Below are 21,493 nucleotides of genomic sequence, written 5' to 3'. Positions count from 1 at the left end.
TGAATGCCTGGCGGGTTGCCGGTGCTGCCGTGCTGCCTTGTGAAAGCGTGAGTTCATCCTCCGCAATACCTGGTATGAGCACTGCGTTTGAATCTCGTTTACGCAACGATCCGCTAGCCGATCGCGGGCACGCCGTACACGGCTTCGCTCTTGCTGGCCGCGCTCGCGGCATTGAGCCGCTGGTACGATCGCCAGCGCGAAGGCGACATTTCCTTGAGCAGCAGGAACTGGCGGTTGAAATTCGAGAGGTTGTTGAAGCCCACCTGATAGCAGATGTCCGTGATATTCAGTTCACCTGACATCAACAGCTGGCACGCCAGATTGATGCGCAACTGGTTCACATAGCGCACGAACGACACGCCCGTATGGCGACGGAAGTAGCGCGAAAACGCACTCACGCTCTGCCCGGCCAGTTCCGCCAGCTCGGTTTCGCGCAGCTCCTGCGAGAGGTTCTTGCCGATGAAGGCGAGCACGTGATTGATCCGCGTGCCTGCATAGCGGGCAGGATCGGCCCGATACGCCTCACTGGCGAGCGCCGCGGGTTCGACGCTTTGCACGAGCAGGTCGAGCAAGTCGATAAAGAGTGTGACGCGCCGCATGCCTTGCGCACCCAGCATCTCACGCAGGATCGGCTCGGCGGCCGCGCCGGTTTCCGGCGTGAACAGGAGCCCCCAGCGCGACGCGTCGAGCAGCGGCTCCACACGCCTGAATTCGGGAAACGCCTCGATCGCGCGGGCGATGAAATCCGCATCGAACTGGAGAACGAGGCAACGTTCGTCCACCGGTTCGTCGTGCGGCACGCTGCTCACCCAGTTGTGCGGCAGGTTCGGGCCGATCATCACGAGATTGCCGGGCGCAAAGCTGCCAATGAAATCGCCCACGAAATACTTGCCCGTGGTCGCGGTGATGAGATGGATTTCGTACTCGGGATGGAAGTGCCAGCGCACCGTCCGATAGGGATAGCCGTGCGACCAGACCTTGAACGACTCGTCGCGCGGTACGGCGACCAGTTCGAGGTCAGGCTGGGAATGTGTGGCGCGGGGCGCGTGCATACGCGCCGCTGCTGCCCCAATGGTTTGCATCTCGACTCCTCCTGCACGGGTTTTTCTTGTTCTGCGACGGCTGCTCGCGCATACGCTGGACCTGACTCAACTGCCGCGCCGCCATGACTCAAAATTAACCGGCGCGGCACGCATTCACCACTGAAAATCAGACCGCAGACTGATACTTTCTTGCATTCGGGTTAGTCCTGGGCCCATCCCTGCGTGCCGGAAGTCAACTTTTGTGCATAGCAACAGCCCTCGTGGGCGAGACCCGAAACGCTTAAATCGCCGATAAAACGGCAATTGTTGCCGCCGCTCGCTCCACAGCGAAACCAGAGAACGGTCAAAGCGGCCGAAGTCCGCCACACCACGGGATGTGCGTGCACGGAAAGTCCCGATGCGAAATCGCCCTATGACGTCGGAAACGGAAATTGCGGGGACTAACTTGATCGCTCAGGCGCGCCGTTTCGGCGTGATCGAGACGAAGGGATGGTCGTTGCGCGGGCAACGGCTGCCAGGAAAGCGCCAAAGTAACGGAATGAGGGACCGCTGTGGCCCTTCATGTTCCGCTTAAAATGCCCGGGCGCGTGCCGGGCATTTTTCTTTGCAGCGACTAACGTTTGAAAATGACCTTCGTCGTAGAAGGATCGATCGGCGACGAAGAATGCTGGTGGAAGATCTTCCAGCCATCGCCGGTTTTCCTGAGCGTTGCGGTAATGCGATTGTCCATCGAGCGCAATGCCTCGCCGTCCACAGTCACCGCCTTGTACGTCACGAAGGCGTGTAGCACAGCGAGGTCCTGTGCCATGGCAGTCTGCGCTTCACTGAAATCCACGACCACGCGCTCGGCGCCCAGCGATCCGAACCAGCCCTCCACCATGGTGCGCCAGGACGCGATGCCCTCGTACGTCCAGGCGCCCCACATGTCGAAGGCCAGAATGTCCGGGGTATATAGCGCGATGAACGCGTCGACGTCTTTCGCGTATACCGCGGCTTGATAGTCGTGCAGGACCTGCAGGATTGGATCGGCGGCTTTGTCCACTGTGTTTTCTCCTGAACCAGGTTGCGTTGGCGGATGAACGGCTGCCTATTAGAGCAACGTCGTTCGGGCTATGTCCAGTGAATTTGCCCCAACGCCTTTCAGGTAAGCAAAGGTTTAGCGGACGCTCCGTTGGAACAATTCATCGCTCGCGGTGTGATCCCTACGCGCGGCAACCTTGCGCTGCGCGCGCAGCAACAGATAAAAAGCGGCGCCATGCGTAATCGCCAATAGCGGCACGTAGATCACGGGGATCGCGTACGTCGCGCCCAGTTCTCCCGCATGCACGGGAACCCCGGCCTGAATAGCGTGGTAGTAGGCGAGAACCAGATCCGTCGCGCCCACGAGATTGAACGCCACGACGGAGAACCAGAAAACCGGACGCTTTCTTGCCGTGAGTAGCGCCAGCATGGCCAGCACGCCCGTTGCGAGGTCGCCATAGGCCGTAGGCACGCCGAAACTTGCGGGCAAATCGGGACTCACGACGCCCGGCAGCACGAAGACCAGCCCGAAGAAGCGGAAGCTGTGCAGCGTGGCGATCGCGCGTTGCGCGTCGAATGGGTCCATCGACTTGAGCCTGGGCCAGATGTACACGGTGAAACAAAGAAGCCACGCGACATACCCTAGAACGAGATGCAAACGGAAGATCGATTCCTGTGACATGTTGCCTCCTGCAAGGTGTTTTCCGATGTGTGGATCGAATGTTGGGAGTTCATCCGGCGCGACGCCGGAACAATTGGCGCAGCGACAGCGCGTGAAGCAGGATCGAACTTGGCACGACGAACGCGGGCGTGAGCACATAGGGATAGGTGCCCGCGTTGAGACTCGGCATATCCGGTGCGATCAACTGGAATCGGCCAGTCGCCGTGATCATCCCCAAAGTCACGGCGACGGCGAAATCGGCGAGCCCGAAAATGTTCCAGGCGATTGCAGCCTTGCGCCCCTGCGCCGTGCCGCTCGACACCGCGATGGCCGCTGGAACGGCGAACAGGCCCGTCAGCAAGTCGCCCGTTCCCGCCGGCAACGCGTCGACGCCGGCCATCGCGCCATGCAGCCAGGCCGCGATCGCCCAACTGCCAAACACGCGGTAGAACTGCAGCGCGATGAGCCAGGCCGCCGGCATCGCATCGAGCACTTGCCCTATGCGCCTCGACAGCAGCAATAGCGGCGCGCCGACGATCACCGGTAGGAAAATCGCCAACGGCAGCAATGGCAACGGCGGCGGTAAGGCGCTCAATCGAAAAACGCCATGGATCGCCGCACTCCAGATGACTGCAAACCAAAGCGCATGCGCAACGAGAATCGCAAGCCAGGTCGCGCGGCGCTGGCGGGGCGTCAGGTCCGTGCGTTCGAGGCCGAGCCATAAGCCGATCGCCATGAACAGCTGCGCGACAAGCTGGTGCGCCGTGGTTTGAAAGCCGCTTCCCGGGATCACCGGCAGCCAGTAGATCACCGCAATCCACAGGAACGTGAGCGGCGCGATCCAGCGCAGAGTGCGCCAGGCCGGGCGCGGCGGGATAGTGCCAACGGGAACGGCGGGCGTGCTCATCAACGGTTCTCCGAATGAATACGGGACTTCGCGGTCGATCCAGCCGGCCGCGCGGCGCGCTTCGCGCGCGCCATCGGCCGACACGTTAGGTGTACCATCGTTTTCCGCGAGCGACTATTCATCACAATGTTGATGCGCTATGAAGCAGAACTTCACAGTCAGGCAGGGTGCGCTCGATGGTGTGGAGGCGTTCCTGAGCGTCGCCAGGCATCGTAGTTTTCGCAAGGCGGCAGCAGACCTCGGGGTGACCCCTTCGGCCATCAGCCAGGCGGTGCGTGTACTCGAAGAGCGCATTGGCGCGGTGCTTTTCGTGCGCACCACGCGCAGCGTCGGGCTGACCGAAGCCGGCGAGCGGTTTCTTTCACGCGCCAAGCCCGCTTTTGAGGAACTGGTTGCCGCAAGCGAAGTGGCGCGCGAACTCGGCCAGCGCCCCACGGGTTTATTGAGACTTTCCGTGCCGCGCGCGGTCGTCCCACTGCTGCTGGAACCCCTACTCGCTTCGTTCTGCCAGGCTTATCCCGAGGTCGAGGTGGAAATCGCCGTGAGCAAGGAAGTGGTCGATCTCGCGGCGGAGGGCTTCGACGCCGGCATCCGGCTGGGGCAGCTCGTTGCCGCCGACATGGTGGCCGTGCCGCTGACTCCGCCGTTTCGCCTCGTTGTCGTAGGCAGTCCTTCCTATTTTACCGGAAGAAAACGGCCCCGCCACACGGACGATCTGCGCCAGCACGCCTGCTTGCGCTGGCGGCGCTCCAACGGCGCGCTCGCGTCATGGTCATTTGAAAACAACGGCCACACCCTGGAGATCGCCGTATCCGGACCGCTGATCGCCAGCGATTTTCCGACCATGATGGGCGCGGCGCTGGAAGGCATAGGCCTCGCTCAGTTACCCGAGCCGATGGTTTCCGATGCGGTGAAAGCGGGAAAACTCGTGCGCGTGCTCGACGCCTACGCGCCGATGCTGCCGGGTGTCTTCCTCTGCTATCCCAGCCGCAGGCAGATCATGCCAAAGCTGCGCGCATTCATCGATCATGTGAAGAGCCGCAAGGCGAGCGTGGGTCAGACGAAAGGCCGTTGAACCGTTGAACCCGCCCGCCGCGCTTTAACATCACGCAATGCTCTCCCAGGCACCCGATCGGGCCGAGCGGAACACGGCGTCGATCACGCGCATGTTCGCGCGGGCGTCTTCCAATGGAATCGCCTGGGGCGTTCCGCTCAATATCGCCTCGGCGAACACCGCCGCTGCCACGCCGTATTGATCGCACACCGGAAGTTCCAGCCAGCGATCCGCTTCCCCTTGCTTGCTCACCAGCAGACGCGTCGGACGGTCGTTCGGCGCATTGAATGGGATCTCGACTTCTATTCGCCCCGTGGTGCCGTGAAACTGCATGCGCTGGTAAGGAAAAACCTGGGTGGAGTAAAAGAAACTCGCTTGCACACCGTCGAAATCCATCAGCACGGAGCCAAGGCGGTCCACCTCGAACGATGGGTCGCGCTCCATCAGCGTGACCACGCGTTTCGGCTCACGCCCGAGAATGAGGCGCGACGTCGTGATGGGATAACAGCCGATATCCAGCAGGCCGCCGCCACCTAGTTCGCTGTGGTTGCGAATGTCGTGTGCATTGGTGTTGTAGTAAGTAAAGCCGCCGGCCACCGCGCGCAATTCACCTATCGCGCCCTCTTCGATCAACGCGCGCACCTTGAGCCACTGCGGATGCGTGCGAACCATGAAGGCCTCCTGGATATACCGGCCGCTTTTGTCGCGTGCGGCGATCAACCGTTCGGCTTGTTGCGCATCGAGCCCAATCGGCTTTTCGCATAGCACATGCTTGCCCGCCTCGACAGACTTGATCGCCCACTCCACGTGAAGGTGATTGGGCAACGGAATATACACCGCGTCGATTTCAGGATCTGCCAGCAGGGCCTCGTAACTGTCATACGCGTGCGCGAGACCATATTTCGCGGCAGCAGCCTGAGCCTTCTGCGCTGAACGCGAAGCAATCGCTTTTACGCGGCACTTCGGCGCGTGGTGCATGGGCACGACAACCTTGTCGTTGATCTTCGACGTACCCAGGATGCCCCAGACGATTTCATCCTTTGCCATGACGTTCCTTTTGGATTCGATTATGTGATGCCTGAAATGGACTGAATACAACTCACTATCAACACAAACTGCGAACAAGAACTGCAGTGCGCTCGATTGCAGGAGTTTACACCCGCGATAACCCTCGCCTTTTCACTCGCCATCGGCGCGCGTAACAACTGACTACAACTGACGGCAAGATGAAAGCGCAACGTCACGAGAGATTCGCCTTCCACCCCCACATTGCTCGGGCTGTGCGCAGGTCCCTCGCAGTTCCCCACAATGCAATAGAAAAACGAGGTGGATTATGGAGAATACGACCCGGTGGTCGCGGTTAGGCGCAGTCGTTGGAGCGGGCGCCGTGGCGCTCGCAGGTATGCAGTCAACGGCTTATGCAGGCGACATGAAGGACGTGAAGCACGTCCTGCTCATCAGTTTCGACGGTTTGCACGAACAGGACGTGGCGCGTTGCATCGGCAGCAATGCCTGCCCCAACCTCGCGCTGCTCGCGAAGTCGGGCGTGACCTACACGAACGCCCACACGCCGCATCTGTCCGACTCATTTCCGGGCCTCACGGCGCTGGTGACGGGCGGCTCGCCGAAGAGCGCGGGCCTCTTCTATGACGTGTCATATGACCGTACGCTCTACGCCCCGCTCGATTCGCACTGCAAGGGCACGCAAGGCTGGAATGTCGTGTTCGACGAAACGACCGGAATCGACGGGGAGAACGGCGGCGCGCTGGTTCACCTCGACGGCGGCGGCGCGTTCAATCCGCAAGCCATTCCTTATGCGAAGGTCAACGGCGTTTGCACGCCCGTGTACCCGCACAACTACATCAAGACGAACACGGTCTTCGAAGTCATCAAAGAGAACATTCACGGCTCGCGCACCGCTTGGGCGGACAAGCATGCGTGGGGCTACGACTGGGTCAACGGACCTTCGGGCAAGGGCGTGGACGATCTGGCGCGCACCGAGATCAATTCGATCGACCCGAAGACGGGCACGTATTATCTGGACACCTACACACATACCGAAGTCTTCGACAACATCCATGTGCAGGCGCTGATCAACGAAATCGATGGCCTCGATTCGACGGGCAAGACGAGCGCGCCGGTGCCCACGATGTTCGGTACGAACTTCCAGACGCTCAGCGTCGCGCAGAAGTCGCCTGTCGCAGACCAGGGCGGGTATCTCGACGCCGACTTCACGCCGGGCCCGCAGGTCGCCGCCGCAATCACGTACCTGGACAACTCGCTTGGCCGCGTCGTGCAGGAGTTGAAGCAGCGCAACCTCTACGCGTCGACGCTCATCATCGTGACAGCCAAGCACGGCCAGTCGCCGACCGATCACTCGAAGCTCGTGAAGAACGGCGACACGCTCACGAAGCTGCTCGAGGCCAACAACTATCTGGACCCGAACGGCAACTTCGGCCAGAACAACACGAAGACAGGCAACCTGAACGACGGCACGGGCCTTTCGGGCACTGGTATGGTGCAGACCGACGACGTGGGTCTGATCTGGCTGCGCGATCAGAGCCAGAAGGACGCCGTGGTGAAGACGCTGCAGGCCAATCTGAGCTGTAACGCGCCGGGCATCTGCGCGGACGGGCCGCAGGCGTACATCCTCACCGGCGACCGCCTTGCCGACTGGTTCGGCACTCCGTCGAACGGCCGCACGCCGGACATCATCGTGCAGCCGAATCCGGGCGTGATCTATACGTCGAGCACGGCCAAAGATGAAGAGCACGGCGGCAACGCGCCCGACGACAGCCATCTGGGTCTCGTGGTGTCGTTCCCCGGCATTCGCCACGCCGGTCGCACGGACGACCACTACGTCTTCACGACCCAGGTCGCGCCAACGATCCTGAGCGCGCTCGACGTGGACCCGCATCTGCTGCATGCGGTTCAGCTCGAGGGCACGCGCCGCCTGCCGGGGCTGGGGCTCGACGAGAAGTAAGAAGAAGCAGGAAGCGGCAGGGAGCGGCTGGCTGCGGCAGTCATCGGAGGTTCGATGGCTGCCGCGTCAGCAGCCCGCTCAAACCGTTTGCAGTCCTTCGATATCGCAGATGCGAATCAGCTTGCCCTGCGCGTCGATCAGGCCGCGCTTCTGGAAGCGCGACAAGATCCGGCTCACGGTTTCGAGCGTGATGCCGAGGTAGCTGCCCATATCCTCGCGGGACATGCGCAGACGGAACTCCGCCTGCGAATAACCGCGCTGCCAGTTGCGCGACGACACGTCGAGCAGGAAAGCGGCCACGCGTTCTTCGGCGGTGAGCGAACCCAGCACCATCATCTGCGAGGCTTCCTGATTGAACTGGTCACCCATGAGCCGATGCAGACGGTCCTGCATCGTGCCGCTTTCGCGGCACAAGGTCTTGAGCGCGGCGTAGGGAAGCGTGCAAATCGAACTGTCCTCGAGCGCGACCGCGCTGAACGCGTGCACGTCGGTGGCGATGCCGTCGAGGCCCAACGCGTCGCCCGCGAGACGCAGCCCCGTGATCTGCTCCCGGCCGTCGCGGTTGACAATGAGCGTCTTGAGCGAACCGGAGCGCACGGCGTACAGGCTGTCGAAGCGGTCGCCCGAGCGATAGAGCGACTCGCCGCGGCGCACCTTGCGCGCCCCGCAGATGAGGGCTTCGAGCCTCGGCAGGTCTTCTGCCGGCAGGCCTTGCGGCATGCAAAGATGGCGCATGGCGCACCCCGAGCAACGCGCGCTGGGCTGCGCTCCCGCGAGAGGAGCACGACTGCTTTGGCGCACGACGATAGCGGATCCTGCGGCGGGTGACAGCATCGAACCACTCCTTCTTTAACATTTTTTAAGAGTTCGACGCATTGTCACACCATGCGCGTGCGTCAATCCGGTGGCAAAATGCCGCGCACCAGAACCGCAGGCCTTTGAGGCTTGTCAGGCATCGGTTTCGCGGGCTATTGAGCAAGCTCAAGCGACCGAAAAGCAACACCTGCGCAACGCCGAATCAGGTCCGAAAAATCGATACCGCTTGCGAAAGCCGGTGCGCCTGCCCAGAAAGCGAGTCCGCCGCGGCAGCGGCCTCCTCCACGAGCGCCGCGTTCTGCTGCGTCACCTCGTCCATCTGCGTCACAGCGCGGCTGATCTGCTCGATGCCAAGACGCTGCTCGGACGAGGCCTCGGAAATGCCCGCAATGATGTCGGTGACGTTTTCGACCGAGCGCACGATGCTGTTCATGGTTGCGCCAGCCGCGCGCACGCGCTCCGAACCCTCGCGAACCTGCCCGACCGATGCATCGATCAACCCCTTGATCTCGCGCGCCGCGCTCGCGCTGCGCTGTGCAAGCGATCGCACTTCGGAGGCGACCACCGCGAATCCGCGTCCTTCCTCGCCGGCGCGCGCCGCTTCCACGGCGGCGTTGAGCGCGAGAATATTCGTCTGGAACGCAATGCCCTCGATCACGCCCGTGATCTCGACCATCTTCTCCGAAGAGGTCTGAATGGCCGACATCGTATCCACCACCGCCGCCACCGCCGCACCGCCCTCGGCCGCCGCCGTGCTGGCCGTGGAAACGAGCTGGCGCGCCTGGTTGGCGTTGGCCTCGTTGTTCTGCACCGTCGATGTGAGCTGCTCCATGCTGGCCGCGGTTTGCTGCAGCGAGGCGGCCTGCTCTTCGGTGCGCGAAGAGAGGTCCGTATTGCCCGCGGCGATCTCGCCTGCGCCCGTGGTCACGGACTGAGCGCCCGCGCGGATCTCGCTGATCATGGTGACAAGGCTCGTTTGCATACGCGCAATCGACGCCAGCAGGCTGCGCTCGTCGCCAGGCCGCAGCTCGACGTTGCCGGTCAGGTCGCCCGTGGCGATACGGTGCGTGACCGCCACCGCGTAATGCGGCTCGCCCCCGAGCGTGCCCACGAGATTGCGGATGATCTGCCACGACAGCACGCCGATACCCGCCACTGCCGCGATGATGAGCGTAAGCAGCACGCGCCCGGTGCGCCAGAACGTGGCGTCGATATCGTCGAGAAAGAAACCCGTGCCGATCCACCAGCCCCACGGCGCGAACTCCAGGATGCCGTTCATCTTCGCCGTGAGCTGGCCCGTCGTGGGGTGCTTCGCCATCGTCATCATCACGGGAATGTGCTCGCGCGCGAGCATTTCGCGGTAAAGATCCGTGTCAGGCCGTCCGTCTGGAGCCTTGCCCAGGTTGACCTTGCCGATCGAAGCGAGATTACGGTGAACCAGTGTGGTGCCGTCGGGCAGACGCGCCCAGAAGTAGCTTCGATCGGAATAGTTGAGCTGGTTGAGCGCCTGCCGTGTGGCCGCCTGCGCCTGCTCGCGGGTCATTGTCCCGGCGACTTCCTGATCGTGATAGAAGGTGGCGAGATGCTCCGCCATTTGCAGCAGATTCGTGATCTTGCCGCGCGTTTCGTCGAGCATTTCCCGCTTGAGGCTGACGAGCCCATAGCCGCCAATGGCGATCAACCCGATCAGCGCCGTGATGACCAGAAGAAGGAGTCGTGTGGAAATTCGCATGAAACGTTCGTACGCCTTATCAGTTTTATATTCAGCGCGCGCCCTCGCCCACGGCCAGCCCTGTCCCCCGGGGCTAATCTGAACGTGCCTTGACGCGCTGCCGACCATGCATCGCTGGCGCGATGCGAGCGCCAGCCGGTCTCTCTTCCCAATAACGGCGCATTGCGCACCGTCTTGAGGGATGGAGCGCAATTTTTGTGTGACAAGCTCGGGATGTCAAGCCTTGTTGCCTTACAAATTTCGCCAATCTAACGATAAGCTTTCACTTCACACCCAGTTGTTTCCACATCGAAGCCGTGATGCGTTGGCGCGCTTTGCCATAGTCGCTCCACGGATCGGCACGCAACGCTTCGAGCCGCTCGCGCACGTTCGCGACATTCCACTGGTCGCCGCTTGTGAGCGTGTGCAGTTCGTCCCAATCGACGGGCACCGAAACGCCGAGGCCGGGCCGCGCCCGTGGCGCATACGCCGCGGCCGTGCTTGCGCCCCGGTTGTTGCGTAGATAGTCCACGAAAATCCGGCCTGTGCGGTTTTGTGCCCCCATCTTCGCGCTGAAGCGATCGGGCAGCGTCGCCGCCATGTGGTTCGCCACCGCACGCGCAAAGCCCTTAGCCTCCTCCCAGCCCGCATGGCGCGTGAGCGGCACGACCACATGCAGGCCCTTGCCGCCGCTCGTCTTGCACCATGCGCGCAGGCCCAGCGCGTCGAGCAGTTCGCGCGTGAGCTGCGCGGCCTCGAGCATGCGCTCCCACGCGAGCGAGGGATCGGGGTCGAGGTCGAAGACGATGCGGTCGGGCTTTTCGATGCTCGCCGCGAGTGCATTCCAGGTGTGCAGTTCGATTGTGTCCATTTGCGCCGCGCCGACCAGCGCCTCGGTGGAGTCGAGCGTGAGCAGCGGCGCGTGGCCTGGATCGAGACCGGCGTGCTGCGTGGCGTGCGGAATCTGCAGCGCTTTGGCGTGTTTCTGGAAGAACAGCTCGCCGCCCACTCCCGTGGGCGCGCGCGCAAGCGCTACCGGCCGCGCTCGCACGTGCGGCAGCAGCCATGCAGAAATCGCTTCGAAGTACTCAACGAGATCGATCTTTCGCAATCCACTTTGCGCGTCGATTACGCGCTCGGGGTGCGTGATGCGCACACCGGCGACTTCCGCTTCGTCGTGCGCGGCGCGGCGCGTGCGGCTCGCCGTCTTTGGCGCGCTCGTTGCCGCGTGCTTTGCGACCTTCTGTTCGCGCGCGCTCTTTGCCGCCCGCACCGGCGCTTCATCGAAGCGGCGCTTCTGTTCGTAGACTTCGAGCTTGTGCTTCATCGTTCGCCCCTTGTTCCTCTATCTGCGCCGCATCCGCGAACATCACGCCGCGCGCCGTGCGCGCTTCGACACGGGTTTCCTGGGCGGCGCGCGCTCATCACTCGCCCGCCGCTTGCCCAGACTGCGCTTGAGCAACTCGGAAAGATCGACGACATCCGCACTGCGCCGCGCGGGCGCGGGCGCCTCGACGTGCGTTAGCTCGTGCGCCTTGCCTTCGCGCACCTTGCGTTCGGCCAGTTCCAGAATTGCGTCGCGGTAGGTGTCCCGATACGTTTCGGGGTTCCAGTCCGTGCTCATGTCGTCGATCAGCTTGCGCGCCATTTGCAGTTCATGCGTGCTCACACCCGCGGCTTTTGCACGCTTGGGCAGGCTCTGCTCCGCATCGAACTCACGCACCTCGGTGGACCAGCGCAGCGTTTGCAGCGCAAGCGCGGGGCCTGCCGGCACGAGCGCCGCGAGATGCTGCCGGCTGTGCAACACGACGCTCGCAATGCCGATCTTGCCGCTTGCCGCGAGCGCGTCGCGCAGCAGCGCATAAGTCTTGCCCGCGCGTTTGTCGGGGGCGAGCCAGTAAGGCGTGTCCAGATAGAGAAACGAAACCTGCGGCGCCTCCACGAACGCGAGCAAGTCGACCGTCTGCGTGGATTCAGGGCTCGCAGCCTCGATCTCCTCGTCGGAAATCACCACGTAGGCGCCTTTCTCGTACTCGTAACCGCGCACGATGTCGTCGCGCTGAATCGGCTTGCCCGTGCGCTTGTTGATCTGCTGGTAGCCGACCGGGTCGAGCGTGCGCCGGTCAAGCAGGTTAAAGCCGGTGCGCTCGCTTTGCGTAGCCGGGAACACCTCGACCGGCACATACACGAGCCCGAAGGTGATAGCACCTTTCCATATCGCGCGTGGCATGATCGCATCCTCCTCGCCTCCCACATCGTGCAGCTTTCAAGCAAACGCAATGCCCGCCGCGCTTTGCGGCCCACCTCCGCGTGCGCGCCCGTCAAAGGGACGCAACAAAACGCACTTATATCTAGCGGATTTCGTCTACGGGAATACGCGATGCTCACTAACGTACACAACGGGCTCCGCCCGTGTTCGCACCTTGCACCCAAGATGCGAATGCCGGCGCGGCGCACGACTAAGGCGGAGGCAGCATGCAAGACAACGGCGCACCCGCGCTCAAGGTCGAGGAAACGCTGATCACCGAGGCTCTGGTGAACCGCCCGAACCGACTGCCCGACTATCAGGGCGAGAGCCGTGCGCTCGCTGCGCTCGCACAGGAAATGGCTGGCAATCCTTCAGGTGTACTGCCGATGCTCGCGCAACTCGCGCTCGCGCTTTGCCGCGCCGACTCGGCTGGCGTAAGCGTGCCCGAGCGCGACGGCGCCACGGCCCAGTTCCGCTGGCACGCAGTGGCCGGCAAACTGGCCGGGGACGTGGACCGGATGCTTCCCGGCGACGACTGCCCGAGCGGCGCGACGGAGGGGCGCAACACGATGCTCCTGTTCGACCGGCCTGCACGCTGCTTTGCCTCGTACCGCGCGATCGATCCGCCCATCCGCGAAGCGCTGCATGTGCCCTGGCGCGTCGACGGCACGGTATTCGGCACGGTCTGGGCCGTGACACACGGGCAGGAGCGACATTTCGACGCCGAGGACGCGCGCCTTCTGCAAAGCCTCGCCTCGTGCGCGAGCGCCGCGCACCAGTTGAGCTGTGCGCTGGTCGACGCGCAGGACGCGGGCCACAATCTCGCGCAGCAGGTCGCCGAGCGCACGCGCACGCTGCAGAACATCAACACGAAGCTCCACGACGAAGCCGCGCAGCGCAAGCAGGCCGAAGCCGCGCTGCGCGAGAGCGAGGCGCGCCTGCAGGCCGCCATTTCCATCGAAACCGTGGGGGTGCTGTTCTTCGACCTCGACGGCACCATGGCCGACGCCAACGGCGCGTTCGAGCAGATGAGCGGCTACAGTCGCGAGGATCTGCGCGCCGCGACGCACTGGGACCGGCTCGTGCCGCTCGAATTTCTCGGTGTGACGACGCGGGCGGTCACCGACCTCGCCGCCACGGGACGCACGCAGCCCTACGAGCGGCAGTTGATCCGCAAGGACGGCACGCGCTGGTGGGGCCTGTTCGCGCCCACCCGGCTTTCGGGCACGGGCATGGCCTCGAAGTGCGCCGAATTCGCGCTGGACATTACGGAGCGCAAGCGCGTGGAAACCGAATGTGTGGACAGCGAAGAACGCTTTCGCGCATTGGTGGAAGGCTTTGCGCAGGCCGTGTGGGAAGCCGATGCCCAAGGCCAGGCCGAGTCGGTCTCACCGGGGTGGTCGGTATATACCGGCCAGCCCGGCGAAGAATGGCTCGGCGAAGGCTGGGCCAACGCCGTTCATCCAGACGACCGCGCCTACGCGCTGCGCCAATGGAAGGACGCGATTGCGGCGCAACGTGTGGTGAACGCGGAATTCCGGCTGCACGTCGCCGCGGGCGGCTGGAGATGGACCAACGTGCGCGCGGCGCCGATCTGGAATCCGGACGGCACGGTGCGCAAATGGGTGGGCATGAACATCGACGTGGACGACCGCCGCGGCGCCCAGGAAGCGCTGCGCGAGAGCGAGGCGCGCTTTCGTGCGCTAGCCGATGCGTCACCTGCGTTGATCTGGCAAATCGACACGCAAGGCAACACGGTCTATTTGAACCAGCGTTATCTCGCGGCGATCGGTCTCACCTCCGGAGATCTGCTCGAAAAAGGCTGGCACTCCATCGTCCATCCGCGCGACCTGCCCGGCTTTCTGACGCGCGTTCAGACCGCGCAGCACGATCGTTGCGCGTTCCAGAGCCGCTTGCGCGTCAAGCTCAAGGACGCAAGCTGGCACTGGTTCGAAACCTGCTGTGCGCCGTGGTTCTCCGCGAGCGGAGCGTTTCGCGGCCATGTGTGCGTCTCGATCGACGTGACCGAAGCCGTGAACGCCGCCGACGCGCTCAAGGAAGCCGACCGCCGCAAGGACGAATTCCTCGCGACACTCGCGCACGAACTGCGCAATCCGCTCGCACCGATTGCCAATGCGCTGCATCTCATCCGGCGCAGCCCGCCGCCCGCCGACTCGGCCCCGATACTCGACATGCTCGATCGTCAGGTGCATCACATGGTGCGGCTGATCGACGATCTGATGGAAGTGTCGCGCATCACGCGCGGCAAGATCGGCCTCGTGAAGGCGCCGGTCGCGCTCGCGGAAATCATCGCGAATGCGATTGAAACGAGCCGCCCCGCCATCGATCAGGCGCACCATGAACTGAGCATCATGCTGCCCGACACACCGCTTGTTCTCGACGCCGACCGCGTGCGTCTCACGCAGGTCTTCGCGAACATACTCAACAACGCGGCGCGCTATACCGACACGGGCGGCCAGATCCGGCTCTTTGCCACGCGCGATGGCGATTGCGTAGTCGTCACGCTGAGCGATACAGGCATCGGCATGTCAGCCGAGCAAATTGGTCAGGTATTCGAAATGTTCACGCAGATCAGCCGCCCGGCCGAGCGCAACCAGGGCGGCCTTGGCATCGGTCTTACCATGGCGCGCCATCTGGTGCGTATGCACGGCGGCACGGTCGAGGCTGCGAGCGCGGGCCCCGGCAAAGGCAGCACGTTCACGGTGCGCCTGCCGCTCTCGCAGCGGACGCCGGCCGAAGCGCGCGAGACCCCGGCGGCCGTGGCGCGCACCGCGAAGGCGCTCGTGGGCAAGCGCATTCTCGTGGTCGACGACAATCGCGACGCCGCCGATTCGCTCGCCATGGTGCTTTCGAGCGAGGGCGCACAGGTGCGCGTGGTGTACGACGGCGCCGCCGCCCTCGGCGCGCTTGAGCAGTCGGTGCCGCATGCGGTCGTGCTCGACATCGGCATGCCCGGCATGGACGGCTACGAAATCGCGCGGCAGATTCGTCAAAGCCCGCGCTACGCCGCCCTGCAGATCATCGCGCTAACGGGTTGGGGCCAGCACGCCGACCGGCTGCGCTCGCGCATGAGCGGCTTCGACTCGCATCTCACGAAGCCAGTCGATTTCCACACGCTGATCGAGCTGCTCGTGGCGCGCTAAAGACCCCAAGGCGCTGTTACACGCCGTTGCCCCCAAGCGTCCTCAGGCTCTTCCACTGCCCCTGCTGCACCTCGAAGAGCGTATAAGGCGGCTTGATGAGGTCGCCGTGCGGATCGAACGCGATATTGCCCGTCACGCCCACTACCGTCACCTTCGGGAAGCTCGCGACGATCTTCGCGCGGTCGAGCGAGTCGGCGTCGCGGATCGCCTTGATCATGGCGAGCGCGGCGTCGTAGGCGAACGGCGCATACAGTTCGACATCCTGATTGAATCTCGCCTTGTAGCGCTTCGCGAACGCCTGCGCGGAAGGCAGCTTGTCGAGCGCCGGTCCCGGTTCGAGGTCCTGTGTGCCCTCGCCCGCCGGGCCCGCGATCTGCAGGAAGGCATTGCTCTTCAATGCGCCCGCGCCGAAGAGCCGCGCCGGCATACCGAGCGTGCGCATCTGCTTGGCAAGCATCGCGCCTTGTTCATCGAGGCCGCCAAAGAAGATCACGTCGACGTTCTTCTGCTTGAGCGTCGTGAGAATGGCGCGGAAATCCACGGCTTTGTCATTGGTGAACTCGCGGTCGACGATATTGCCGTTGGCCTCCTTCGCGCCCTTCTCGAATGCGTCGGCGAGTCCCTGGCCGAAAGCCGTGCGGTCGTCGATGATGCCGATGCGCTTCGCCTTCAACTGCTCCACCGCGAATTTACCGGCGATCACGCCGCCTATGCCGTCGTTGCCCATGGTGCGGAACACGTTCGCGTAGCCCTGCTGGGTCAGCGCCGGGTTGGTGGACCCCGGCGTGATCATGGCGACGTTCGCGTTGTGATACACCGCCGAAGCGGGAATGCTGCAGCCCGAGTTGTAGTGGCCAATCACGCCGACCACGCCGTCGTCCACGAGCTTTTGCGCGACCTGCACGGCCACGTGCGGGTCGGCCTGGTCGTCCTGCACGTCGAGCACGTACTTCACCGGTTTGCCCGCAATCACGGGGTGTTTTGCGTTCTCCTCGTCGATCGCGAGCTGCGCGCCGTACTGCAAGTCCTTGCCGACGCGCGCGACCGGGCCGGTGAGCGGACCCGCGAAGCCGATCTTCACCACCTCGGGGTCGGCCGCCTGCGCGGGGCCGTGCAAGCCCATAAGCCCGAGGGCCATCGTTAGTACGAGAGTGCGGCGGTTCATGATGCTCATCCTCACTGGGAGACTGTTGCGGTGAATGTTACGTGGCTGATGGCTGGTAAATGGCTCGAAACCGGGTTAAAAACGGCGCGGACTATAGGGCGTGAGATCGAGTGCGGGCGCGCGTTGCGCAACGAGATCGGCAACCACGCTGCCCGTCACGCCGCCGAGCGTCACGCCGAGATGCTGGTGCCCGAACGCATAGATCACGCGCGGCGAGCGGCTCGACGCGCCCACCACGGGCAGCGCGTCGGGCAGGCTCGGCCTGAAGCCGAGCCAGTCGCTGTCCGGCTCCGGCAATCCGGGCAGCGCCTCCTGCGCGGAGCGCGTTAAAAGCCGCAGCAGGTCCGCGTTCTTGCCCGCGCCGGTGGCCGCCAGCTCGACGGTGCCCGCCGCGCGAATGCCGCCGTCCATCGGCGTCATGTAGAAGCCGCGCTCGGCCCAGCCGCACGGCCGCGAAATACGGTTAGCGGTGCCAGGAAAACGCACGTGATAGCCGCGCTCCACGCCTAGCGGCAGCGCGTCGCCGCATTGGCGCGCGAGGCGAGCCGAAAACGCGCCGGCGCACACAATGGCCTGTTCGGCGTCATGCGCGTCGCCCGCCGAATCGATCAGCTTCACCGCGCTCGGCGCAGGCTCCAGCGTCTCGACGGCCACGCGCCGGTGCACAAGACCGCGCTGCGTCAACAGCGCATGCAAGGCCTGAAGAAAGCCGCGCGGATCGCTCAAAAACCAGCTGCCCTTGAAGAGCGTGCCTTGAGCGAAGAGCGGCGCGAGGCCCGGCTCCAGTTGTGCGATCTCGCTGCGCGCGAGCGTTTCGAACTCCACGCCTAGCGAGCGCCGCAGCGCGAGCGCCGGCTGCGCGGCCTCGAACGACGCCGCGCTCGAATACAGGTAGAGGCATTCGCGCTCGCGCACGAAGGCCGCGAGTGGGTCGGCGGTTAGCATCTCGCGGTAACCCTCGAATGCGCGCGACAGCAGTTGCGCAAGCGCATTCACGCTGCGCCCGTAGCGGCGCGGTGTGGCGCTCAGCAGAAAGCGAGCGAGCCATGGCGTGAGCGTTGGCACGTCGCCCCAGCGAATGCGCAGCGGGCTCGTCGACGAAAACAGAAAGCGCGGGATGTTGCGAAACACGTCGGGGTTATTCACGGGAATGCACGCGTAGTTCGCGAACGTGCCCGCGTTGCCGTACGAGGCCCCCTCGCCCGGCCCTTGCGCGTCGTACAGCGTCACGCTGTGCCCGTCACGCATGAGCCAGTAAGCGCACGACAACCCCACGAACCCCGCGCCGATGACAGCCACTTGCGCCATTACTTCTTCCAGTTGGTTGCGGGCTCACGGAAATCCTCCGCGTGAGTCCTCTTGCGCGTCAGCATATAAGCCGCCGACACCACCGCCAGGCTCGCGAGGCTCGCCATGAGCTGGCCCGAGAGCGCGTGGTCGAAGCCCATCGCGCAGAGCACGCCGGCAATCGCGGCCACCACAGCCCACGAAAGCCACGGAAAGAGCCACATTTTGAACGTGAGCCGTTCGGGTTCCGTTGCCTCCAGGCGCCGGCGAATCACGATCTGCGAAACGGCGATGGAGAGATACACGAACAGCATCACCGCGCCCGATGCACTGACGAGATAGAGGAACACGCCCTGCGGCGAAACGATCGCCGCCACGATCGCCACGTAGCCGACGATGCTGCTCGCGAGCACCGCCAGACGCGGCACGCGGCTCTTCGAGAGCGTGAGCAGCGCGCGCGGCGCGTCGCCGCGTTCCGCAAGCCGGAACACGATGCGCGATGACACATAGAGCCCGGAGTTCAACGCCGAAAGCACGGCCACGAGCACGATTGCATTCATGATGTCCGCAGCGCCCGGAATATGCATGGTCTCGAGCGCGGCCACGAACGGCGAGTAGCCCACCTTGATGCTCGCCCACGGCACGATGCACGCAATCACGAAGAGCGAGCCGACGTAGAACGTGATGACGCGCAGGATGACCGAGCGTGTCATCGAAGCGACGTTGCGGCCCGGATCGTCGGATTCGGCAGCGGCTATGGTCGCGATCTCCGCGCCGCCCACGGCGAAGATCACGGTGGGCACGCCCGCGAAAATCGACATCGCGCCGAACGGCATGAAGCCGTGGTCGCCGCTCAGGTTGTGCACGGTCTGGTGCCACGAGCTGAACCCGAACAGATAGCTCGTCCCCACCACGATGAACACGATGATCGCCGCGACCTTGATCGACGCGAACCAGTACTCGAATTCTCCATACGATTTCACCGAGAGCAGGTTCACGACCGCCATGACCGAGAGCAGCACGAGGCCGATCACCCAGACCGGGGCGGGAATCCAGCGCTGCAGGATGCCCGCGCCCGCCACCGCCTCCACGGCGACCACGATCACCCAGAAGTACCAGTAGAGCCAGCCGTTCGTGAAGCCCGCCCAGTCGCCCAGCCCAATGCGCGTGAACTCCGTGAACGAGCCGACGCCCGGATGCGCCAGCGCCATCTCGCCGAGCATGCGCATGACGAAGAGCACGACGATGCCCGCCAGCAGATAGCTCAGGCAGGCAGCGGGCCCCATCGCGTTGATGGTGGCGCTGCTGCCGACGAAGAGCCCCGCGCCGATGATGCCGCCGAGCGAAATCATCGTGACGTGCCGCTTGCGCAGCGAATGGCCGAGAGGTGTGGATGTTCCGCCTGAAGCGGGTGTGGGTTGCCGGATTGCCACGAGCCTGTCCTCCTGTAATACAGTGCGTGTTGCGCCGAGCTGCTGGCCAAACAAAACCTTGGATTCATACTCACACAATAATTTTTTGTGTGCAATTGAAAAGACTTTGTGTGGAGACCAGGAATTTCCCTGGCGCATGGCCTTACGGTCCACGAAATATGCAGCTAAACTCTTGCCAGATATCGAATTATTAGGTTAAAGATACGATAGCGGCGCGGGTGACGTGTCTCAGAGCAGTACGGCGATGTGGCAGACGATCGAGTTTTGTATGGAGTTACTACTTGCATGAAAGCCGACGATTACCAGACAAAAACGGATGACAGTATCCAGACAAAAGGTCGTCAAGCCACGTATCTGGAGGTCTCCCGCAATCTCGAGGAGCAGGTGCGCAGCGGTCAGTACCCGCCTGGCAGCCGCTTGCCGCCGCAGCGCGATCTGGCCGTGGAGCTGGGCATCAACGTTTCGACCGTTTCACGCGCCTACAAGGAGTTGCAGGCGCGCGGGCTGATCGTCGCGAGCAAGCGGCGCGGCTCGATCGTCACCGGCGGGGCCATGCCGGCCGTCGGCGCCGCGGCGCAGCGAAGCGCGGACGCGAGCGGCGCCGAAGCAAGCGGCGTGATCGATCTCACCGTCAACCGTCCGGCGACGGGCGAATTCCTCGCGCAGCTCGCCCGCACGATGGCATCGATCTCGCGCGACCCGCGCTTTGCCGAAACTCAGGAATACCAGCCGCCGCAAGGTGCGGAATGGGCACGCGCGGCGGGCGCGCAATGGATCGCCGCGCCGGGCTTCACGCCCTCGCCCGACAATCTCGTCGTAACGAGCGGCGCGCAGCACGGCCTCTATGCCGTCCTGAGCAGCCTGATGGGACACGAAGGCGTGATCCTCTCCGACAAGCTGACCTACTACGGCCTCAAGGCGCTGGCGCCCGTGTTCCAGTTCGAACTGGTCGGTATCCCGAGCGATGCCGAAGGCCTCCTGCCCGATCAGCTCGAAGACGCCTGCCGCCGCATGCCGGTGAAGGCGATCTTTACCGTGCCGAACCTGCAGAACCCCAGCGTGGTGACGATGAGCCTCGAGCGGCGCCTCGCGCTCGTGGAGATCGCGCGGCGGCATCACGTCGCGATCATCGAGGACGACGTGTACGGGCCGTTGCTGCGCAAGCGCCTGCCGACCATCGCGAGCCTGTGCCCCGAACTGACCTTCCACGTGGCCTCCACCTCGAAGGTGCTCGCGCCGGGGCTGCGCATTGGCTATCTGCTCACGCCGCCGCATGGCGCAGCGCTCGCTGCCGAAGCCGTGCGCACGACGGCCTGGATGCCCGCGCCGCTCACCACGCTCATCACCACGCGCTGGATCGAGGACGGCACCGCGCACCTCATACTCGAAGCGCAGCGTGCGGAACTGCAGGCACGGCAGGAACTCGCGCTCGAAATCTTGCCGCGCGAACTGCTCAACAGCGACCCGGCGTGCATGTTCGTCTGGTTGCGTGTGCCGGCCCCGTGGCGTTCCGACGACTTCGCCGCCAACGCACTGGCGCGCGGGGTGAACACGATGCCCGCCGCCGCATTCGCCGTGGACCGCTCGACGCTCGAGCACGGCGTGCGCATCAACCTCGCATGTGCAACCTCGCGGGAGCAACTGGCGCGCGCACTCAAGGTCCTCGCGCGCACGTTGCAGGACCGGCCGCGCGCGCTCTTCGGTACGATCTAGGCGCACCCGTATTTTCCCCAATGGGCTAGCGTCGATGGGCGCGCCTCTGGCTTGAGTTCATCGAATATCCGCACGACCATCCGCAATTTCTTCCGCTGCGGGTGGTCTTCCTGGCGTCTCGATCGGTCATATCGTCCGCGATGTTAGGCAACGACATTTCACGCCACTCCGCTAGCTGGTGGACATCACATCCATCTGCATGGCGTGCGCGCACATTCGGCTAGCAGGAAGCGAATGAGGTACTAGAATGCATTGGTGCAGTTGATGCAAGGGCAGTCTGTTCAGCAG

The 21,493-nt window shown here is 63.9% G+C and carries 14 protein-coding genes and 2 pseudogenes; 4 read left to right on the top strand and 12 right to left on the bottom strand.

The genetic code is table 11. From position 1 onward, the window contains the following. Positions 1–113 precede the first annotated feature (113 nt). The 4 genes from JMY28_RS26495 to JMY28_RS26480 all read right to left on the bottom strand — a co-directional run bounded on the left by JMY28_RS26495 (position 114) and on the right by JMY28_RS26480 (position 3,715). Positions 114–1,082, bottom strand: a complete 969-nt coding sequence (locus JMY28_RS26495; protein ID WP_236597054.1) for an AraC family transcriptional regulator — start codon at positions 1,080–1,082, stop codon at positions 114–116. A gap of 574 nt (positions 1,083–1,656) precedes the next feature. Beyond that, a complete protein-coding gene (locus JMY28_RS26490; RefSeq protein WP_201698859.1) occupies positions 1,657–2,085 on the bottom strand; it encodes a YybH family protein in 429 nt (142 codons plus the stop codon). Positions 2,086–2,199: 114 nt separating this feature from the next. Beyond that, positions 2,200–2,745 (bottom strand): hypothetical protein, encoded by a 546-nt coding sequence (locus tag JMY28_RS26485; RefSeq protein WP_201698858.1) that lies wholly within the window; start codon positions 2,743–2,745, stop codon positions 2,200–2,202. A gap of 49 nt (positions 2,746–2,794) precedes the next feature. Continuing rightward, positions 2,795–3,715, bottom strand: coding sequence for an MFS transporter (locus JMY28_RS26480; RefSeq protein WP_236597053.1), 921 nt, complete (start codon positions 3,713–3,715; stop codon positions 2,795–2,797). Between the two features lie 55 nt (positions 3,716–3,770). On the opposite strand from JMY28_RS26480, the gene JMY28_RS26475 reads away from it, so the two are divergent. Continuing rightward, entirely contained in the window at positions 3,771–4,706 is a 936-nt protein-coding gene (locus JMY28_RS26475) for a LysR family transcriptional regulator (RefSeq protein WP_201698857.1), read from the top strand. Positions 4,707–4,736: 30 nt separating this feature from the next. Here the strand turns inward: JMY28_RS26475 and JMY28_RS26470 are convergent, their stop codons facing one another. Continuing rightward, entirely contained in the window at positions 4,737–5,732 is a 996-nt protein-coding gene (locus tag JMY28_RS26470; RefSeq protein WP_201698856.1) for a Gfo/Idh/MocA family protein, read from the bottom strand. Positions 5,733–6,018: 286 nt separating this feature from the next. Here JMY28_RS26470 and JMY28_RS26465 point away from each other — a divergent pair, with 286 nt between their 5' ends. Next, complete coding sequence (locus JMY28_RS26465) at positions 6,019–7,668, top strand: alkaline phosphatase family protein (protein WP_201698855.1); 1,650 nt, start codon at positions 6,019–6,021, stop codon at positions 7,666–7,668. 78 nt (positions 7,669–7,746) lie between these two features. On the opposite strand, the gene JMY28_RS26460 is transcribed toward JMY28_RS26465, so the two are convergent. The 4 genes and pseudogenes from JMY28_RS26460 to ku form a co-directional block, all read right to left on the bottom strand. After that, on the bottom strand, positions 7,747–8,502 hold the full coding sequence (locus tag JMY28_RS26460) for a helix-turn-helix domain-containing protein (RefSeq protein ID WP_201698854.1): 756 nt from the start codon (positions 8,500–8,502) through the stop codon (positions 7,747–7,749). Positions 8,503–8,686: 184 nt separating this feature from the next. Beyond that, positions 8,687–10,216: a methyl-accepting chemotaxis protein gene (locus JMY28_RS26455; protein WP_201698853.1), complete on the bottom strand. Its 1,530-nt coding sequence runs from the start codon at positions 10,214–10,216 to the stop codon at positions 8,687–8,689. 262 nt (positions 10,217–10,478) lie between these two features. Next, positions 10,479–11,507, bottom strand: a pseudogene (gene ligD, locus JMY28_RS26450) (non-homologous end-joining DNA ligase); the annotation flags it as partial. A 60-nt stretch (positions 11,508–11,567) separates the two neighbouring features. Beyond that, positions 11,568–12,425 (bottom strand): annotated as a pseudogene (ku, locus tag JMY28_RS26445) (non-homologous end joining protein Ku); the annotation flags it as partial. Positions 12,426–12,670: 245 nt separating this feature from the next. On the opposite strand from ku, the gene JMY28_RS26440 reads away from it, so the two are divergent. Continuing rightward, positions 12,671–15,607, top strand: a complete 2,937-nt coding sequence (locus JMY28_RS26440) for a PAS domain S-box protein (RefSeq protein WP_201698850.1) — start codon at positions 12,671–12,673, stop codon at positions 15,605–15,607. A gap of 16 nt (positions 15,608–15,623) precedes the next feature. Here JMY28_RS26440 and JMY28_RS26435 read toward each other — a convergent pair whose 3' ends face one another. The 3 genes from JMY28_RS26435 to JMY28_RS26425 form a co-directional block, all read right to left on the bottom strand. Next, positions 15,624–16,772, bottom strand: coding sequence for a branched-chain amino acid ABC transporter substrate-binding protein (locus JMY28_RS26435; RefSeq protein WP_201698849.1), 1,149 nt, complete (start codon positions 16,770–16,772; stop codon positions 15,624–15,626). 75 nt (positions 16,773–16,847) lie between these two features. Further along, the gene (locus tag JMY28_RS26430) at positions 16,848–18,080 is read right to left on the bottom strand and encodes an NAD(P)/FAD-dependent oxidoreductase (RefSeq protein ID WP_201698848.1); all 1,233 of its coding nucleotides are present in this window, start codon (positions 18,078–18,080) and stop codon (positions 16,848–16,850) included. Next, a complete protein-coding gene (locus tag JMY28_RS26425) occupies positions 18,080–19,411 on the bottom strand; it encodes an amino acid permease (RefSeq protein WP_201698999.1) in 1,332 nt (443 codons plus the stop codon). The genes JMY28_RS26430 and JMY28_RS26425 overlap by 1 nt, the downstream gene beginning before the upstream one ends. Positions 19,412–19,777: 366 nt before the next feature. On the opposite strand from JMY28_RS26425, the gene JMY28_RS26420 reads away from it, so the two are divergent. Continuing rightward, on the top strand, positions 19,778–21,205 hold the full coding sequence (locus tag JMY28_RS26420; protein WP_201698847.1) for an aminotransferase-like domain-containing protein: 1,428 nt from the start codon (positions 19,778–19,780) through the stop codon (positions 21,203–21,205). The last annotated feature ends 288 nt before the right edge of the window (positions 21,206–21,493 follow it).

Source organism: Paraburkholderia hiiakae (assembly GCF_904848665.1).
Taxonomy (GTDB): Bacteria; Pseudomonadota; Gammaproteobacteria; order Burkholderiales; family Burkholderiaceae; genus Paraburkholderia; species Paraburkholderia hiiakae.
This window is presented reverse-complemented; position numbering and strand designations above follow the sequence as displayed.

What these genes read in the sequence shown, in the direction of transcription:
- JMY28_RS26425 (WP_201698999.1), bottom strand. Translation starts at nt 19,411, where the DNA reads ATGATTTCGCTCGGCGGCATCATCGGCGCGGGGCTCTTCGTCGGCAGC.
- JMY28_RS26470 (WP_201698856.1), bottom strand. Translation starts at nt 5,732, where the DNA reads ATGGCAAAGGATGAAATCGTCTGGGGCATCCTGGGTACGTCGAAGATC.
- JMY28_RS26495 (WP_236597054.1), bottom strand. Translation starts at nt 1,082, where the DNA reads ATGCAAACCATTGGGGCAGCAGCGGCGCGTATGCACGCGCCCCGCGCC.
- JMY28_RS26455 (WP_201698853.1), bottom strand. Translation starts at nt 10,216, where the DNA reads ATGCGAATTTCCACACGACTCCTTCTTCTGGTCATCACGGCGCTGATC.
- JMY28_RS26465 (WP_201698855.1), top strand. Translation starts at nt 6,019, where the DNA reads ATGGAGAATACGACCCGGTGGTCGCGGTTAGGCGCAGTCGTTGGAGCG.
- JMY28_RS26420 (WP_201698847.1), top strand. Translation starts at nt 19,778, where the DNA reads ATGAAAGCCGACGATTACCAGACAAAAACGGATGACAGTATCCAGACA.
- JMY28_RS26475 (WP_201698857.1), top strand. Translation starts at nt 3,771, where the DNA reads ATGAAGCAGAACTTCACAGTCAGGCAGGGTGCGCTCGATGGTGTGGAG.
- JMY28_RS26440 (WP_201698850.1), top strand. Translation starts at nt 12,671, where the DNA reads ATGCAAGACAACGGCGCACCCGCGCTCAAGGTCGAGGAAACGCTGATC.
- JMY28_RS26460 (WP_201698854.1), bottom strand. Translation starts at nt 8,502, where the DNA reads ATGCTGTCACCCGCCGCAGGATCCGCTATCGTCGTGCGCCAAAGCAGT.
- JMY28_RS26435 (WP_201698849.1), bottom strand. Translation starts at nt 16,772, where the DNA reads ATGAACCGCCGCACTCTCGTACTAACGATGGCCCTCGGGCTTATGGGC.
- JMY28_RS26430 (WP_201698848.1), bottom strand. Translation starts at nt 18,080, where the DNA reads ATGGCGCAAGTGGCTGTCATCGGCGCGGGGTTCGTGGGGTTGTCGTGC.
- JMY28_RS26485 (WP_201698858.1), bottom strand. Translation starts at nt 2,745, where the DNA reads ATGTCACAGGAATCGATCTTCCGTTTGCATCTCGTTCTAGGGTATGTC.